We start from the raw sequence: 17045 nt of genomic DNA on the forward strand, positions 1-17045 counted from the left end.
ATTTTCAGATCTGAAGTCTGTTTATTTTCAACTCAGCTTTGCTGAGTCTTTTCTTGCTGCCTAGTCTAAACTCCAGAATCAAGTATTGCATATAATTGTATCACAATCATGATAATGATTTAGGATTGCTATATATAATTTGTTGCAGTGGCTTCCTGGTGTATTTTTTCCACTGGTAGCTGCTCAGGTATATTCTGTCAAGGAAAGTCTGGATATACGCCTAATGTTTTTGTGGCTAAACAAAGCCCTAAAAAAAGCACCACTTAACCCCTTGATAGTGAATCTAAATTATCCATATTTTATCTGTTGTCTGCTATCCGCTAGTACGGCAAACAGTAGAGAGAGCTCTTTTTATGCTGGGATATTTGCCTTGACCGCTATTGCTTTGTGGTCGGTGAGAACGAAAAGATTTTCATCTATTCTCTGGGTTGGTCTGATGTTAATTGCTGGCAGTATAGGATTTATAGGACAGATGGGCCTGCACCAACTTCACCTAGCAGTAGAACAGCAAGCAATCTCATGGCTTAGTAATGGGAATTCTCAAGAAACAGATTTTTTAAAAAAACAAACGAACATCGGGTCATTGGGATTATTAAAACAGTCAAATGAAATTATTTTTAGAGTTGCTCCAGAAGCTAAACAGATTCCTCCCCGACTGCTAAGAGAAGCCACTTATAATCGCTACAACTCTTCACTTTGGCTCGCCTTAAATCCTAACTTTGTTCCCGTACAACCAAAGATTAATGCCACAACTTGGGATTTAGGCGACCAACTACCGAATCCATCAACGATTACTATTTCGGCTATACTCCAAGGCAAGCAAGGTTTATTAAAGCTGCCCGATGGAACTTTTAAAATTGACGCATTGCCTGTCAGTCAGATGGAAAAGAATAAATATGGCACAATTAAAGTGGTGGGAAAAGTTGATATGCTGGCTTATCGAAGCTACTTTAATAATAATTTTTCTGTAGATAGCCCGCCTACAGAAGACGACCTGCAAATACCAAAATCAGAAATGGCGGCACTGAATAAAATCCTCAGCCAAATGGCTATTCAAGGAAAGTCCCCACCAGAAATATTAGATAAAATAGAGTGGTTTTTCCTAAAAAATTTCGTGTATTCACTGAAGCTTAGGGGCAAAGATAATGATGCTACGCCTCTATCAACATTTTTACTGGACACTCGCTCTGGACATTGTGAATATTTTGCTACTGCTGCGACACTTCTCCTGAGAAAACTCGGTATTCCAGCCCGTTATGCTGTTGGATATTCTGTTCACGAATTTAGTTCTTTGGAGAACCAATATATTGTAAGAAGTCGCCATGCTCATGCTTGGACTTTGGCTTATATCGCGGGAAAATGGCAAGCTTTTGATGCTACGCCTTCTGATTGGGAAAGCATGGAGGATGCTGCTGCTCCCCGAGGGGCATTTATCTCTGATTTATGGTCGCTATTGAGTTACAAAATTTTGCTGGGGTTGCGATATTTATCCGCTAGCAATGGATTGAAGTATGGGGGAGTCATCCTGCTGGCATTAATATTTTTTCGGAGGTGTAATCCTAATTTTAAGAAAACTGTACGCCTTTTATCTAAGAAACAAAGATGGTTAAAAGCTATTTATAACAAAGATTCGTTGAGTCCGAAATCGAAATTTTATTTAATCGAACAGGCGTTAAATGAGTCTGGATTGATTCGCCATCCTTCCGAGTCTTTAAAAAATTGGATTGAGAGGTTAAAAAAAGAAAAACCGGAGTTATATTGTCTCGAAGAGTTAGCATTGTTGATTGAGATCCATTATTGCGATCGCTTCGATCCAAAAGGAATTGAAGACGCACAAAAAGCTGAATTTAAATTGGCAATTCAATCCTGGATCGAGCAATATCGCAGGCAGGCGATCGCCTCAAACTCTCAGGTTAATAAAAGCGGTAAATCTCCTATAGCTTTTCTCAGGTAGATAATGTACAGATTTAGATTTTAAATAGGGGAATTGAGGACTTTTTAATTGATTCGTAAATTCCCCAATTATTCAATTATTCAATCTAAACTTGTACCTCCCTTAATTGAGAACCGCTATATATACCTTTTCTAAATCACTTGTACAAGACCGTCCGTTATTAGACAAGTCACAATTGCTTTATGCCTACTTAGGAGAACAGCCTTCTCACGGTACTTATACAATTAATCTACCCTCCGACCAAGGCATTGGTCGAACAGCAAGAGTGGAAACTAGCTCATAATCCACTTGTGTGTACCCGGTAGCCTTAAAAAGGGGGACGAAAGAGAAGATTCTTGTCCCCCCGCAACGATTCGGGGAGCGCCGGGGCGATCGGGTCTTAATCGCTAGACAGAAGACTCGCACTACCTTTGAGGTTAAGTTGACACCAATGGGCATTGTCATGTCCCTACCCACTGAGCAAATTTTTACTGGTTTTACTTGTTACTAGGCGCTTAGCGAAAGTAACGCTTCTGGGGCGAGTCAGAGCGTCCATTTTCTCAACCAAGGCTGGGACTCTGGATCTGGGTTCCCAGGCTTTACACCTCGGAACCCGTTAATTACAGGAAAAATCAGGAAACGGCACTGCCGTTTCCCTACCTGTCGCCTCGTCGAAAAAAAATTTTAAATGATTTGAACCTTTTTCCAGATCGTCCTGTCTAAACACTTCAGATAACGAACTGGTGGGGGAGACTTCACAGGTGTTAGGTGTGTCAGCCAATGTTTTAACCGATGACTGTTCCGACTCGGACTTAGTTGCTGAGTGTCTAAAGGGCGATCGCACCTGCTTTCGCCACCTTTACCAACGCTACCAACACAAAGTCAGGTCAACCCTTTACCAACTCTGCGGGCCCTCGCTGCTTGACGACTTAACCCAAGAAGTATTCCTGCGAGTGTGGAAAGGATTGCCAAAACTCAAGCACCAAGACAACTTTTCTACTTGGCTTTATCGAATCACTTGGAATGTGGCTTCTGACCAAAGACAAGCATTTGCTAAGCAGCATTCTTTTGATTCCAAACTCAAAAATCAAGAACAAATGGATCGGATTGTTGTCACAGATCGTACCTCTGACTTGATGCAGTTGCACTATCAAGATTTAGTGCAGCGGGGACTGGAGCAATTGAGCTTTGAACACCGCAGCGTTTTGGTGCTGCACGACTTAGAAGACATCCCGCAAAAAGAAGTAGCCCAAATTTTGGGACTGCCGGCGGGAACCGTCAAATCTCGCGTGTTTTATGCCAGAAATGCTGTGCGGCAATTTTTGCAAAAAGAAGGTGTCAGCGAGCTATGAATAACCCAAGCAGCGACCAAGATTTAGTTAATTTCTTGAAGCAAAATCGCCCAAATATTCCTGAAGCTGCACCAGATTTAGAGCAAAAACTTCTAGCAGCAATAGAAAGTAATCAGGCGAGCGTTTTCTCTGAAACCCACCACACAAAAACGCAATTAAGTGCGTCAGCTAAGTCAGATAACAGGTTAAAAATATCCTCTGTTTCTAAGTGGGCATTGTCCTCGGCGATTGCTGCTAGTTTGCTAGTTTTTTGGTCTGGCTACCGTTCGTTTGAGACTGCACAATTGCCAGATGAGGAAACAGCTCAGTTAGAAGCATTTTTAGTCAATAACTGGGAGGGTGTACTCCAGGATTCTCCTCAAGAAAATATGACCAATCGACCGCAAACAGAGTGGTTTAATTTCCCTGTTTCCGCTGACAGCGAACCGCCAACAAATAACTAATCTCAAAGAGGTAATTTTCATGTCAATTCGTCGCATTTCTGCCTTAGCCGTTTTAATGCTGACTCTCGGCAGCACAGCCGCAGCAATAGCAGTTCCCAATCCCCTAGAAGCGGGAACAATTGCCCAAAATCAGCGACCAAATCGACCTGCAGGCAAGGAAGGGGGGATGTTCGAGAAACTTAATTTAAGCGCCGACCAAAAGCAGCAAATGCAGGCAGTTCGCGATCGTTACAAAGACCAAGTTTCCCAGCGGATGCAAGCAGTCCGCCAAGCCAGACAAGAATTGGAAACGATGATGTCCGGCACGGCAAATGCTAGCGAAATACGCGAAAAACACCGTCAAATAATCGGATTGAGGCAGCAGTTGGAAGAGGTGCAATTTGAAAGTACACTTGCAATGCGAGAACTGCTCACGCCCGAACAGCGCAGCCAATTAGCTCAACTGATGCAGCAGCGCCGACAAACTGCTAGAAACAGGATGCAAAACGGTCAAAAACCGCAGTAATTGACGGGTAGTTTTGAGTGAATCGCAGGGTGTGCAATACGCACTCTGCGATTCATTGTTGTAAGCAAGTAGAAATCAATAAATGCAGGCAGCGAGAAAGCCAGCTTTTATGTAATTTATGCGATGGCTTTCTCTCTTGGGAAAAGCAGTCTCAAAGCGCAGCATTTTCAAGTCTAGACGAGTGCTTGACTTTTTTATAAACAGTCTCAAATTGCCTAATTTAAATCCCTGCAAGTCCTCGATATTTTCAGAATATCAGTATATATTTTGTTTAAGTTAGTGTTTTAACTTTTTTATTTAATAGCTCATAATAACTTAAAATAATTAGTTGGGAAGTCTCATAAATTTTTCTGGATGAATCTACAGAACGACTCAAGTTACATTTATTTACACGGATTTGCTTCAAGTCCCAATTCAGCTAAGGCTAGATATTTCCGAGATCGCTTTTCTTACCTAGGAATTGACCTAAAAACTCCCGATCTCAATCAAAACGATTTTTCGGGACTCACTCTCACCCGCCAATTAAACCAAATAGAAACCGAATTTTTGCAAACCCAATCCTCCCAATCTCCCACAGACAATTTAAAAAATTTAGGAGGAGTCACCATAATAGGGTCGAGTTTTGGGGGACTGACAGCGGCTTGGTTGGCCCAGCGACAATTGTCAGTAAAGCAAATAGTTTTGTTAGCGCCGGCTTTTGAATTTATCTCCCACTGGCTGCCACTGTTGGGACAGCAACAGTTAGAAAAGTGGCAGTCTGAGAAATATTTGCCGGTTTACCACTACGGCGAACAAGCTTATCTGCCACTGAATTATCAGTTTGTGGCAGATATGGCTCAATACCCTGAAGAAAAATTAATGCGTTCAGTCCCTACGTTAATTCTTCACGGGAAGCATGATACAATAATACCGATTCAAGCTAGCAAAAATTTTGCCGCTAACCGTCCCTGGGTGCAATTAATCGAATTAGAAGACGATCACGCTTTGGGCAATGTCCTAGCGGAAATTTGGGAAGCGATTCAAAAGTTTTGCCAATTCAAAAATTAAAATTTGACCAACTTCCAAGTCTCAACAATCAAATGAGTGAACAAGATCGATCGACTCGCACGTTAGCCGTTGACATTGGCGGAAGCGGCATCAAAGTTATGGTTTTGGACGAGGAAGGCCAACCCCAAACCGAACGCAGCCGTTTAGAAACGCCTCAACCGCCGAAACCGGAACCCGTACTAGAGGCGATCGCCTCTTTAGCCAGCGGACAAGGGGAATTTGACCGCGTATCAGTAGGTTTTCCCGGTGTCGTCTCTGGTGGCATCATCAAAACCGCAGTGAATTTAGATCCGTCTTGGATAGATTTTGACCTACAAACTACTCTCAAAGATCGCTTGGGAAAACCTGTGCGAGTGGCTAACGATGCGGATATTCAAGGATTGGGAGCAATTGCTGGGACGGGGGTAGAATTAGTAATTACCCTTGGCACCGGTTTCGGTTCTGCCTTATTTGTCGATGGTATCTTGGTGCCAAATCTAGAATTGGGACATCACCCGTTTCGCAAAGGGGAAACTTACGAACAGCAATTAGGGCGATCGGCATTAGATACAGTCGGTTCTAAAAGATGGAATCGCCGTCTGGAAAAGGCGATCGCTTCTCTGCAAAATCTCTTTAACTGCGATCGCATTTACATCGGCGGCGGCAATACTAAAAAGATTGCTGTTGAGTTACCGCCGCAGGTGAAAATAGTACCTAATGTCAGCGGTTTGTTAGGCGGAATTGCTTTGTGGCGCGATTGAATAAACTTTGTGGCAAAAGTACCCATCAATTATCCAATAAACCGGGTTTTTGGGCCGGATTAAAGCCCATAATCCAGTATGTTCGTAAAAAACCCGGTTTTTGAATCCAGGACTGTTGAGTGGGTTTTTGGCTGGTGCGATCGCCGTTTAAAAAATTATTCACCCATCGGATCGCGGTAGCGTTTGGGTTCATCCTTGCGAAACAGATTCGCCAAACCGAGGATGCCCAACAAACCCAAAGCACCCCAATGATTGTTGTCTTCTTTGCTTTCTTGAAAGGGAGTTCTGTCTAGAACAACTCCATTAGAATCAGTATTGTTCTGGGTCGGAGCTGACTGCGTTTGAGCTGAGGCAGGCATAGCTGAAGGGAGAACAGCCAAACTCAAAGCTATTAGGGTAGCAGCGGTATTTTTAGATATATCGGAAGGCTTGACTTTCATACTCTGTCTCCAAATATCAGCAGTTACTTTATTAAAATAATCAATTTGCCGCAGCCGACGCATCAATCGAGCGACAGAAACTAAATTCCCCCTCTCCTCTTGCTTTCGAGATAGAACAAGCTCTATGCTAAGTTCAGATGCTTGTAAGCAAATTATCTAAAATAAAAAGTCGTAAATTATACCATGCTGCCCTTTATCCGAAAAGATTTAGCCGAACTTACCGCATACACTCCCCATCCGGGCGGCGCGTCAGGAGAACCAGCGCACTCGGAAAGTGCGATCGATCGCCTCGATACCAACGAATGCCCCTACGACTTGCCCGAGGAATTAAAAAAAAAGCTAGCTTGGACTTACCAGCAGTTAATTGAGACAAATCGCTATCCCGACGGAGGCCACGCAGCACTCAAAGAGGCGATCGCCCAATACGTCAATGAATCCCTAAATGTCCCCCCCCTTAACAAGGGGGGGCAAGGGGGGGTTACACTGCCAAAAACAGCCATTACAGGCGACAATATTTCTGTGGGCAACGGTTCCGACGAACTAATTCGATCGCTCTTAATAGCTACTTGTTTAGGCGGGCAAGGCTCTATTTTGGTAGCGAATCCTACCTTTTCGATGTATGGAATAATCGCCCAAACTCTCGGAATTCCCGTTGTGAGTGTTCAGCGGAAAGAGGAGAATTTTGAAATCGATATCGAGGCGGCTAAAAGGGCGATCCTCTCCGAGGGCTGCGCTAACGACCAAAATCAAAATCCCCCCGTGCGGGCCGTCTTTGTCGTTCATCCCAATTCCCCCACAGCCAATGCTTTAACAACTGATGAAATAGAATGGTTGTCAAGTTTGCCGGAACAGATATTAGTAGTAATTGACGAAGCTTATTTTGAATTCAGCCAAAATACTTTAGCCGACCAATTGCACCAGCATCGGAATTGGATAATTTTACGGACATTTTCCAAAGCTTTTCGACTAGCATCAATGAGAGTCGGATATGCGATCGCCCATCCCGAACTCGCAGCAGCCTTAGAAAAAATTCGCCTCCCCTACAACCTTCCCAGTTTCTCGCAAACCGCAGCCGAGTTAGCCCTAGCGCAGCGGCAGTTATTGCTAGCAACCATTCCCGAAACTCTATCAGAAAGAGCCAAATTAATTGCAGCGCTAACTCAGCATCAAAAATTACAAGTTTGGCCGAGTGCGGCTAACTTCGTTTATCTGCGGGCGAAAGCCGGTGGGGGCGAATCTGCCGAACAGGAACACAAACAAATCATGCAGCAGCTAAAAGAGGGAGGTACTTTAATTAGGCATACTGGAGGAGGTTTGCGAATTACGGTGGGTAGCCCGGAGGAAAATCAGCGGACTGTCGATCGAATCGCAGCGATTTTGACTTGACAACAACCCTTAAAAATGCTATTAATTCAAGCAAATTACCAGGCGATTTTTAATTGTCAATCTGTCGCGCCGCGCGCATAGTTTGGGGAAATACGCCTACTAAAAGTGCCAAAGCTTCATCGGGAATTTGTGCTACTGTTTCCCCATCAAAATATTGTTCAAACTGAGTTAAAATCATTTGTGCCCGTTCCAAAGCTGCCGGCTTTGCCGTTAACTGTTCCGTTAACCGCACCCAATGCCGCCGAATTCCAAAAGCTTTCTGTCTTTCTTCGGGAGATTGAGGGCAAACCAAACAAAAATCGCCCACGGGAATCGCCTGCTGAGAGTCAACATCAAAAGCACCCCCAACGGCAGCCCCAGGCCCGGCAAACTCCGCGTGGAAGCGTTTAATCAAAATTAGACCGTTCCGGCGACGGCTATCTACCATCAACAGCTTGCCGCTGTTGATTTCTGCGAGAATGTCAGAGGAGTGGGGGTGTTCTGTCAAATCTGTGCCAAGGTGTCGATGTCGCAAGTCCGGGTCAGCAGAAAAGCCGGCGCGGATAATATCGCTAGAGTTAAAATCAGAACTGGATGAAGTATCAAATCTGCGATACTCCAGCGATCGAGATTATTCATTTAAAGTTATAAATTAATACTGTCACAAGGTGGTAGCGTGAGCGCGCTCGAATATCAAATGCAGGTAGAACAAGCGGTAGACACTCTGAAAGCGGATCTCCCGACGCTTTTTGAAAAAGACATCTCCTACGAGATATACACAAAAGATGTTTATTTTCAAGACCCTGTTAACAAATTTAAAGGAAAAATCAACTATCGCATTATCTTTTGGACTTTGCGATTTCACGGACAGCTATTCTTTCGCGAGATTTACTTCGACCTGCACGGTGTAAGTCAGACTGCCCCTGATACTATTGTGGCAAATTGGACTGTTCGCGGCGTCCTGCGGGTTCCCTGGAAAGCTCGGATTTTTTTTAACGGCTACTCTACTTATAAACTGGATAAAGACGGCTTAATTTACGAACATATCGACACCTGGGACAGAGATCCCGGAGAGATTTTAAAGCAGTTTTTCCGCAAGGGGGAGGATGCGAGCCCAGGATAAGTCAAAAAGGTCGATCGGGCCGGACCATCTGGGGCGGCAACCCAAGTAACTTATAATGTCTAAAATGATCATCATCCTTCCGATTCTTTTTCTGCTATTTGTAAAGTGCTAAAATGATTGTCGCCTCTGATTCATTTTCTGCTCTTTGCACTCCCGAAAAACATCATGGCTGATATTGTCGAGACTGCCACCAATGCCGGCTCTTTCAAAACGCTCGTAACTGTTATTGAAGCGGCTGGTTTGTTAGATTTATTGCAAAGTCCGGGCCCCTACACCGTCTTAGCACCAACTGACGAGGCATTTGCCAAAATTCCTACGAACACTATTGCCTCTTGGTTGGAAGACATACCCAAGCTCCAGAAAATTCTCACCTATCACATTCTGTTTGGCGAGGTACTAACTGAGAACTTGCTTGAGTTAAGTTCTGCTGAAACAGTGGAAGGTTCTGTTGTGGGGATTGATACTTCTGACGGCATTAAAGTGAATGATGCTAAAGTTCTCACTTCAGATATTCTTGCCGACAATGGCGTCATTCATATCATTGATGCGGTGCTACTACCAGCAATGGTTGCAGCATAATAAAACTTGTGCTTTTACCTATAAATGTAAGGTGCGCATTGCGCACCTTACGTCTATAATAAATTTAGGATGCGCGGGGAAAATCACCGATAAATGTCGGGTGCGTCCGGAGCACATTACCCTACATTTTAAACTACTTACCCGAACCTAAAATCAACCCCGATCGCGCCGGCAGCATCAATTCTAAATGTCGAGTTTCCCCTTCACCTTTCCAAACAAAATCGCCTTTCCCAAACAGCAACTTATCGTGAGGAGATTTCAAATTAGCTACCTCAAAGCTAATATTAGCTTCTTCTGTCGCGACATTGACAGCAACAACTATTTCTTCATCCCCCAGAATTCTGACAAAAACGTAAACCGTTCCCTCAGCAAACAGAATTTGGTAAGCTCCAGTGCGGAGGGCAGCGTATTTGTGGCGCAAAGCTATCAACTGCTTGTGGTAATCTAAAACATCCAGTTCCCAGCTAGCTTGTAATGGAAAACCGCGGCGAGAATCGGGATCTAGAGCACCGGGCAAACCAACTTCATCCCCGTAGTAAATGCTAGGAGCTCCGGGAAAAGTTAACAATAGCAAAGTAGCAAGTTCGACGCTAGCTTTATCGCCCCCAGCAATTGAGAGCAACCTAGCTGTATCGTGACTGGCCAACAAGTTAAGTTGAGTTAGCTGTATCGGCCACGGGTACAGTTCCAAAACCTGCTGAATTTTGTCGCCGTACTCTTTAGCAAAAAGTGGCGGATATGGATGGTAAGAACGACCTTCAATTTGAGCTAAATCTACCCTGTCGCCCGCTGCAAAAGCAATAGTTGGCGCAGCAAAAAGATAATTCATCACCCCGTCAAATTGACTGCCGTCGAGCCATTCTCTCGCATCTTCCCAAACTTCGCCGACAATGTAAGCTTCGGGATTAATTGCTTTAACTCGTTCTCGAAATTCCTGCCAAAATCCCGGGGTTTTAATTTCAAAAGGAACGTCCAGCCTCCAGCCGTCGATGCCGAATTTAATCCAATATTCGGCGATTTCCATGATGTATTCTCGCACTTCTGGATTCTCGTGATTGAATTCAGGAAGTGCTCGATTCCCGTCCCAACCGGCATAGTTAGCAGGAAAATTGCCGTCGTAAGCGGATAGCGGCCAGCCTTCAATTTTAAACCAATCCAGCCAAGGAGAATGGGGGCCGTTTTCGAGGATGTCGTGAAAGAAGAAAAATCCCCGGCTGGCGTGGTTGAATACGCCGTCGAGGACAATTTTGATGTTGCGATCGTGAGCGGCGTCTAGAAGCTCTTTAAAAGCCGGATTGCCGCCCAACATCGGATCGACTTGATAGTAGTCGTGGGTGTGGTAGCGGTGATTGCTAGCCGACTGAAATATGGGGGTGAAGTAAATTGCGTTAATGCCTAAGTCTTGCAAGTAGTCTAGCTGTTCCATCACGCCCCACAAGTCCCCGCCTTTGTAGCCTTGGAGAGTGGGGATTTCGTGCCATTCTTCCCACATGAAGTTTTGCAGCAGGCGTTTGCGAGGCTGTTTGCTTTTGGCGAAGCGATCGGGGAATATTTGGTAGAATACCGCGTGTTTAACCCAGTCCGGCGTTTGAATTTGCATACACTTTTTTTAGCTTTTAGGGCTTAGGCTACAGTAGCAGAGGTTTCTAGGGGATCTAGCTTTTGGTAGAGAATAGACATTTAATCCAATTTTGTCGATCGACAAATTGTAAAAAATTACACAAATTTCCAGTCAATCTCAGATTTAAAACTGACTCTACCTAGAAATTTATTGTCCCGGCGGGCGGCGCTTCCTGACTGCTGTGGAATCGGAAAAACTCACACAACAGGAAAGCCAGCAACAAGAACGAGGTCTAACTCAAGCAGAACAAGGACGCCAGCGGGCCCAACCAGAGCATCAGCGGGCGCGGTGCGATGACCCGCCTTGAAAAAGAACAACAGCGCGATGAGCCTGGATGGAGAAATTGCCAGAAGGGGGAATTAACCCAAGAAACTTGTAATTAAAAGCCCAAACCCCGAACCTTATTCTTTTGTTAAACTGCCGTTATTTATTGATGGGTATTTTAACTCACAACTCAAAACTCATAACTCCAGTCCCGGACGCACTCCCACTCTCATAAACCTGGTTTTTTAACTCTTATTGAGGGTTGGAAAAGTATTTGGATTAAACAACCCGGTTTCTGCGTAAGCGACTCGACTCATAACTCATAACTCATAACTTCCTTGCTCCCCCCCCTTGTCAAGAAGCCCTCACCATCCGACACTGTACTTGGAGAGTTCATCGACCCTAGGGAGAAAGTTCCTTGAAAAAAGTCTTAGCCATCATCCTCGGTGGCGGTGTAGGCACCCGCCTTTACCCCCTAACCAAACTGCGAGCCAAACCCGCAGTTCCCCTCGCAGGGAAATATCGCCTCATCGATATTCCTGTCAGCAACTGCATCAACTCGGAAATACTCAAAATCTACGTCCTCACCCAATTCAACTCGGCATCCCTCAACCGCCACATCGCTCGCACCTACCAGTTTACCGGCTTTACCGAGGGATTTGCCGAGGTGCTCGCCGCCCAGCAAACTCAGGAAAATCCCAACTGGTTTCAAGGGACAGCCGACGCAGTTCGCCAATATCTCTGGCTGCTAGAAGAGTGGGACGTTGACGAATACTTGATTCTTTCAGGCGACCACCTCTACCGCATGGACTACCAGAAGTTTGTGCACAGACACCGCGAAACCAACGCCGATATCACCCTCTCCGTTTTGCCAATGGACGAGAAGCGAGCCTCGGATTTTGGTTTGATGAAAATCGACGACAGCGGCCGCATTGTTTCTTTCAGCGAAAAGCCAAAAGGCGATGCGCTCAAACAAATGCAGGTGGATACTACTAAACTGGGACTGACAGCGCAGCAGGCTCAGGAAAGCCCTTACATTGCTTCGATGGGGATTTACGTCTTCAAAAAAGAAGTTCTGATTAAACTCCTGAAAGAATCTCCAAACCAAACTGATTTTGGTAAAGAGATTATTCCGAATAATGCAAAAGAGCACAACGTTCAAGCTTATTTGTTTGACGATTACTGGGAAGATATCGGAACCATTGAGGCTTTTTACGATGCTAACTTGGCTCTGACAAAACAGCCTCAGCCTCCTTTCAGTTTCTACGATGAAAAGGCGCCGATTTACACTCGCCCGCGTTTCTTGCCGCCGACTAAGCTTTTAGATACTCACGTGACAGAATCGATTATTGCTGAAGGCTGCATTCTCAAACAGTGCCGGATCGACCATTCTGTGCTGGGAGTTCGATCGCGCATTGAAGCTGGATGTACGATTCAAGATACCCTGGTCATGGGTGCTGACTTCTACGAACCAGACGCCGAACGGCATTCTAGTTTAGACAACGGCGGAGTCGCCCTCGGTATCGGTGCAGATACTACAATTCGCCGCGCGATTGTGGATAAAAATGCCCGCATCGGCCACAATGTTCAAATAATTAATAAAGACCGAGTGGAAGAAGCCAACCGCGAAAACCTTGGTTTTTACATCCGCAGCGGCATTATCGTAGTCCTGAAAAATGCCACGATTCCTGATGGAACTATCATTTAGTTATTAGTCATTAGTCATTAGTCGTCAGTCATTAGTTTTTTAAGTTAAAATCTGTTACCTGCTTTTCAAGTAACAGATGATAAATAACTAAATTAGTGACAGATAACCAATGACCGATGACTGATGACTGATGACGAAATTAAAATTTTTTATCTTATTATTAATGGAAACCGCTGATTTAGGTTGTCGAAATACTTCGCTTTATTCAAAGCATTGCACATTAATAAGGGATAGTCTATGTTAGGGCCTGCGGTGATACAGATATGTTCGCTCGCCGGCGTCTGGCGAATTGCTTCTGATTCTTGTATTTGCGATCGTAGCACGACTGACAAATGCGCTGCCCGTTTCTTAGTACAACACAACTCTCGGAACAATCTTTCCAATCGTCGCAGCAGCCGCAAGGCCAACTTAGCAAATAATTCATAATGTTAGCACTCTCGTAGCGTTAAAAACTTATCGCTCTACTATCCTATCTTAATTTTTTTAAAAGTGTGTGTTCTAGTTAACAGACAGCGGAGAGATTATGTTATATTACTTTGACTTAAATGTATTCAGATAGTAAAAAAATAAGATTGTATAACACCGCTCTGAGGTGAGGGAAAAATATCTCGAAAGATTGTGGAATTACTGCGCGTTTTAGGGTATAAATTCGTGATAATTCAGGCAGCAGATTCGACCAGAGTTGCTGATGAGAACTTTCTAGGATTTGCATGGGGTGAAAAGCTCAGATCGAGAAGTTCGATCGCACCGCGCCACAAAAAAAGTGCGATCGTCCTCGCCAGTCAACCCTCCTAGGTTCGCGCCAGCAACAGCAGCAGCTTTCCCCGGTTCGTTTCAACCGGGTGGCAGCCTAAAGCTCTCGCCGCCTCCGGAAAGCCCGAAGGCGCACAAGTCCTCAAAACTGATCGTGGCAATAGTTTCACCGTCTAAAAGCTCAAAGGTATAGTAACCGCCCGTAGGGTGAGGACGTTCTTAATTGATGAAACCATTGTTTTTCTTGTCGAATGCCGAAAGCATAACAGAGCCGGCTGCTCCGGCTGCCTTCAGCACGAGAGAGCCGAATGCTATAAAATCTCAAACAGCAGCGGAGTGCGGAAATTGCGATCGTCCCGCAAGCAACAACCGAACTCGATCGAGTCCAAACCTTTGATAACCTATAATTTGAATGAGATGCCGCAGGCACTTTTGCCGCTGGCATCCAGCTAATTCGCCATCCTGCTAATTTGGGATTTATTCTTTCTAACAACTAACAACTAACAACTAATAAAGAGGGATTGCTTAATGGCTGCAACAGATTTTAAAGACTATTACGCTATTTTGGGACTCAACAAAACTGCTAGCTCTGATGAAATTAAAAAAACTTTCCGCAAACTAGCCCGGAAATATCACCCGGACATGAACCCCGGGAACAAAGAAGCCGAAGCTCGTTTTAAAGAAGTAAACGAAGCTTACGAAGTGCTCTCAGACCCTGAAAAACGCAAAAAATACGACCAATACGGTCAATACTGGAAGCAAGCTGCCACAACTCCAGGCGGATGGCCGGGCGGGGGCGCTACGAGTGTAGACTTTGGCGGGGTTGACTTCAGCGAGTACGGCAGTTTTGACGAATTTATCAATGCCTTGCTAGGCCGCGCAGGTAGCAGTGCGGGTAGCGGGCGCAACGGCAAGTGGAATTACAGCAACTACCGCACTAGCAGCGGCGGGCCCACCGGTTTTGGCGGATTTGAAGATTTCGCGGGGTACGAAAACCGCACCGCAGGAAGCTCTCTCGACACCGAGGTCGCCATTTCCCTGACTTTGGGGGAAGCATTTCGGGGTACTTCCAAGCGTGTCGCCACAGGCGAAGTTTCGATTCCTGCTGGAGTGAAAACTGGCAGCAAAATTCGGATAAAAGGCAAAGGTCAAGTTGACCCGTACACGAAGCAGCAGGGAGATTTGTACCTAAAATTAGAAGTTTTGCCTCACGCTTTCTTCCAGTTTGAGGGAGAGAATTTGGTCTGCGAAGTGCCGATAACTCCCGACGAAGCGGTGTTGGGAGCTTCTATTGAAGTGCCGGCGCCTGAAGGTCCGATCACTGTAAAATTTCCAGCCGGAATGCGATCGGGTCAGTCTTTGCGCTTGCGGGGCAAAGGATGGCCGAAACCGAAGAAAAACGAGCGGACTGATTTGTTGGTAAAAATTGCGATCGTGCCGCCGAAAGAACTCAGCACTGTCGAACGCGAGTCCTACGAGAAAATCCAAGCAAATCGTACTTTTAATCCTCGCAGTAATCTCAATCAGATGGTGCTTTGAAAAAACGTGCATTTCTGGGACGCAAATAATACCAATTCTTCAATATTCCCCAGGGACACAGCATTGTTGTGTCCCTACAGTATGCAAGCGCTATCTCATTAAAAAAACCCTGTTAACAAGTCAAATTTTCTTCGCCCGTAATTTGCAGTTTCCAACCTTCTCAAGACTCTTCACTAGCTCTTAGCTGAGTAGGTTGGCTACCTTGTTTGATGTTGATGCTAATTTTTTTAACTCCTTTGTTCTCCAGATCTCGGATGTAGCCGGTCGATCTGTCAGAAGCTTCCTGTCTGCTGTCATAGGGCCCAAAGTAATAGGTACGCTTTGGCGAATCTGTATCAACTTCTACCCACCATTCGTCGCGTCGAGTGCTGCTAGTAGGTTGAGCGAGCAGCCAAAAAGCAGTGAAAAACATACCCAACATAGAGATTTCAAACATATGTACCTCTGGGAATATTTAAGTAGTTTTTACTGATCTAAATTTATCAATGCAACGGGAGCGATCGGCTCGTCCTCAGTGCTGATTTGCTCCCGATAATTTTTGGCAGTTAATGGTAGGTAAACTCTGCATTTTGGTGGAGAAGATGCCGAGTTTTAAGCCACCACTACAAATACAAAGTCCGCAAGGTAAGGACTAGGACAAGACGATGCTTAATATTATTGTTGAGGCTTCACTTAATGAAAAACTCAAACAGAACTTACACACTATTGACGCTCAGAAACCGGGTTGTTTAACCGATCTCCCTCGCGATAGAGGGAGTATGTTGGTCAAAAAACCCGGTTTCTGCCGTCTGGACTCTCAAAATTCTTAAGCCGCTATTCCCTCTGAGAATTCACCGTCGCAAATCGTGAGTTCCGTAGGCTGACACTTTTTGATGCGGATGCTAACTCTTTTGGCTCCCTCGCTTTCGAGGTCTTCGATGTAGCCTGGAGTATTGCTGGAGGCTTCTTTGTCGGTGTCGAAGGGGCCAAAATAGTAGGTACAGTGAGGCGAATCTGTGACAATTTCTACCCACCATTTCTCGGGGCGGCGGGGGCTGGGTCCACTAAACACGGACAAGACTGCGACGTAGATACAAAATAAATAAAATCCGAGCATTTTTCCTCTTTTGGGGTTATTTATTTTCTCATAGGACTTACGCCCTCGCGACTCTCCTCAACCGGGTTGTTCAACTCCTGGCGATCGCCCTTTACCAGAGTTTAGTCCCTCAAACCCGGTTTATGCGTTTAGGACAATCTAATTTTACCAAGGTAATTTGTGCGATCGCATCAACCAGAGTGCTGATTTTGAGGGGAGAATAGAATCCCAGTGAATCAACTATTTTGCTTTTAAATTTAACCTTGATGGTGGGCTAGGAGTGGCGACCCCACAAGAGTTTAAGTACGCAGTAGTCGATCGATTAAATGCGCGACAGCTTACTTCGGGAAATACGCCGGAATATATAGAATTTCTTGGGCAGATGAGCTATGAAATCAAACTTAAGAACCTTGGCAACACAGGTTTCTGTGTATCCAATTTTTGTGAGACAGGCTATATAGTCTAGGCGATTGCTTCGCGTATATAGCAATCCTAAATGATTTTCTCTATCTAGCTCAATCCTAAATGATTTTTTCTGTGTAAGTATATTGACGTATT

At 44.9% G+C, this 17045-nt stretch carries 20 protein-coding genes; 13 read left to right on the top strand and 7 right to left on the bottom strand.

Annotated elements, in window-relative coordinates; all coding sequences use genetic code 11:
• The first annotated feature begins 370 nt into the window (after positions 1–370).
• The 6 genes from QUA20_RS29460 to QUA20_RS29485 all read left to right on the top strand — a co-directional run bounded on the left by QUA20_RS29460 (position 371) and on the right by QUA20_RS29485 (position 6020).
• A complete protein-coding gene (locus QUA20_RS29460; RefSeq protein WP_333193755.1) occupies positions 371–1954 on the top strand; it encodes a transglutaminase domain-containing protein in 1584 nt (527 codons plus the stop codon).
• A gap of 740 nt (positions 1955–2694) precedes the next feature.
• The gene (locus tag QUA20_RS29465) at positions 2695–3285 is read left to right on the top strand and encodes a sigma-70 family RNA polymerase sigma factor (RefSeq protein ID WP_333193792.1); all 591 of its coding nucleotides are present in this window, start codon (positions 2695–2697) and stop codon (positions 3283–3285) included.
• Positions 3282–3728, top strand: a complete 447-nt coding sequence (locus QUA20_RS29470) for a hypothetical protein (protein ID WP_333193758.1) — start codon at positions 3282–3284, stop codon at positions 3726–3728. The genes QUA20_RS29465 and QUA20_RS29470 overlap by 4 nt, the downstream gene beginning before the upstream one ends.
• Before the next feature lie 19 nt (positions 3729–3747).
• The gene (locus tag QUA20_RS29475; RefSeq protein WP_172190056.1) at positions 3748–4233 is read left to right on the top strand and encodes a Spy/CpxP family protein refolding chaperone; all 486 of its coding nucleotides are present in this window, start codon (positions 3748–3750) and stop codon (positions 4231–4233) included.
• A gap of 354 nt (positions 4234–4587) precedes the next feature.
• Positions 4588–5280 (top strand): YqiA/YcfP family alpha/beta fold hydrolase, encoded by a 693-nt coding sequence (locus QUA20_RS29480; protein ID WP_333193761.1) that lies wholly within the window; start codon positions 4588–4590, stop codon positions 5278–5280.
• 32 nt (positions 5281–5312) lie between these two features.
• Positions 5313–6020 (top strand): ROK family protein, encoded by a 708-nt coding sequence (locus QUA20_RS29485; protein WP_172190058.1) that lies wholly within the window; start codon positions 5313–5315, stop codon positions 6018–6020.
• Positions 6021–6045: 25 nt separating this feature from the next.
• On the opposite strand, the gene QUA20_RS29490 is transcribed toward QUA20_RS29485, so the two are convergent.
• The gene (locus tag QUA20_RS29490; RefSeq protein WP_333193767.1) at positions 6046–6183 is read right to left on the bottom strand and encodes a hypothetical protein; all 138 of its coding nucleotides are present in this window, start codon (positions 6181–6183) and stop codon (positions 6046–6048) included.
• The gene (locus QUA20_RS29495; protein WP_333193770.1) at positions 6176–6460 is read right to left on the bottom strand and encodes a WGxxGxxG family protein; all 285 of its coding nucleotides are present in this window, start codon (positions 6458–6460) and stop codon (positions 6176–6178) included. Before QUA20_RS29495 ends, QUA20_RS29490 begins: the two co-directional genes overlap by 8 nt.
• Before the next feature lie 183 nt (positions 6461–6643).
• Here QUA20_RS29495 and QUA20_RS29500 point away from each other — a divergent pair, with 183 nt between their 5' ends.
• Complete coding sequence (locus tag QUA20_RS29500; protein WP_333193771.1) at positions 6644–7846, top strand: histidinol-phosphate transaminase; 1203 nt, start codon at positions 6644–6646, stop codon at positions 7844–7846.
• 49 nt (positions 7847–7895) lie between these two features.
• Here QUA20_RS29500 and QUA20_RS29505 read toward each other — a convergent pair whose 3' ends face one another.
• Both QUA20_RS29505 and QUA20_RS29510 read right to left on the bottom strand, forming a co-directional pair.
• Positions 7896–8333 carry a hypothetical protein gene (locus tag QUA20_RS29505; protein ID WP_333193772.1) on the bottom strand — a complete coding sequence of 146 codons (438 nt, stop codon included), beginning with the start codon at positions 8331–8333 and terminating at the stop codon, positions 7896–7898.
• Entirely contained in the window at positions 8330–8464 is a 135-nt protein-coding gene (locus tag QUA20_RS29510; protein WP_281363560.1) for a hypothetical protein, read from the bottom strand. The genes QUA20_RS29505 and QUA20_RS29510 overlap by 4 nt, the downstream gene beginning before the upstream one ends.
• A gap of 58 nt (positions 8465–8522) precedes the next feature.
• Between QUA20_RS29510 and QUA20_RS29515 the strand changes: the two genes are divergently transcribed.
• Both QUA20_RS29515 and QUA20_RS29520 read left to right on the top strand, forming a co-directional pair.
• Positions 8523–8948 carry a DUF2358 domain-containing protein gene (locus QUA20_RS29515; protein WP_333193795.1) on the top strand — a complete coding sequence of 142 codons (426 nt, stop codon included), beginning with the start codon at positions 8523–8525 and terminating at the stop codon, positions 8946–8948.
• 165 nt (positions 8949–9113) lie between these two features.
• Entirely contained in the window at positions 9114–9527 is a 414-nt protein-coding gene (locus tag QUA20_RS29520; RefSeq protein ID WP_333193775.1) for a fasciclin domain-containing protein, read from the top strand.
• 133 nt (positions 9528–9660) lie between these two features.
• Here QUA20_RS29520 and QUA20_RS29525 read toward each other — a convergent pair whose 3' ends face one another.
• A complete protein-coding gene (locus QUA20_RS29525) occupies positions 9661–11127 on the bottom strand; it encodes a glycoside hydrolase family 13 protein (RefSeq protein ID WP_172190063.1) in 1467 nt (488 codons plus the stop codon).
• A 202-nt stretch (positions 11128–11329) separates the two neighbouring features.
• On the opposite strand from QUA20_RS29525, the gene QUA20_RS29530 reads away from it, so the two are divergent.
• The 4 genes from QUA20_RS29530 to QUA20_RS29545 all read left to right on the top strand — a co-directional run bounded on the left by QUA20_RS29530 (position 11330) and on the right by QUA20_RS29545 (position 15412).
• Positions 11330–11455, top strand: coding sequence for a hypothetical protein (locus QUA20_RS29530; protein WP_333193779.1), 126 nt, complete (start codon positions 11330–11332; stop codon positions 11453–11455).
• A gap of 375 nt (positions 11456–11830) precedes the next feature.
• The gene (locus QUA20_RS29535; RefSeq protein ID WP_333193782.1) at positions 11831–13120 is read left to right on the top strand and encodes a glucose-1-phosphate adenylyltransferase; all 1290 of its coding nucleotides are present in this window, start codon (positions 11831–11833) and stop codon (positions 13118–13120) included.
• Between the two features lie 618 nt (positions 13121–13738).
• Positions 13739–13915 carry a hypothetical protein gene (locus QUA20_RS29540; RefSeq protein ID WP_333193785.1) on the top strand — a complete coding sequence of 59 codons (177 nt, stop codon included), beginning with the start codon at positions 13739–13741 and terminating at the stop codon, positions 13913–13915.
• A gap of 486 nt (positions 13916–14401) precedes the next feature.
• On the top strand, positions 14402–15412 hold the full coding sequence (locus tag QUA20_RS29545) for a J domain-containing protein (RefSeq protein WP_333193787.1): 1011 nt from the start codon (positions 14402–14404) through the stop codon (positions 15410–15412).
• 160 nt (positions 15413–15572) lie between these two features.
• Here QUA20_RS29545 and QUA20_RS29550 read toward each other — a convergent pair whose 3' ends face one another.
• Both QUA20_RS29550 and QUA20_RS29555 read right to left on the bottom strand, forming a co-directional pair.
• Positions 15573–15848, bottom strand: a complete 276-nt coding sequence (locus QUA20_RS29550; RefSeq protein WP_333193788.1) for a DUF1816 domain-containing protein — start codon at positions 15846–15848, stop codon at positions 15573–15575.
• Between the two features lie 369 nt (positions 15849–16217).
• Complete coding sequence (locus tag QUA20_RS29555) at positions 16218–16508, bottom strand: DUF1816 domain-containing protein (RefSeq protein WP_333193790.1); 291 nt, start codon at positions 16506–16508, stop codon at positions 16218–16220.
• Positions 16509–17045: the final 537 nt, after the last annotated feature.

The sequence above is a fragment of the Microcoleus sp. Pol7_A1 genome (assembly GCF_036701085.1).
In the GTDB taxonomy this organism is placed as follows: domain Bacteria; phylum Cyanobacteriota; class Cyanobacteriia; order Cyanobacteriales; family Microcoleaceae; genus Microcoleus; species Microcoleus asticus.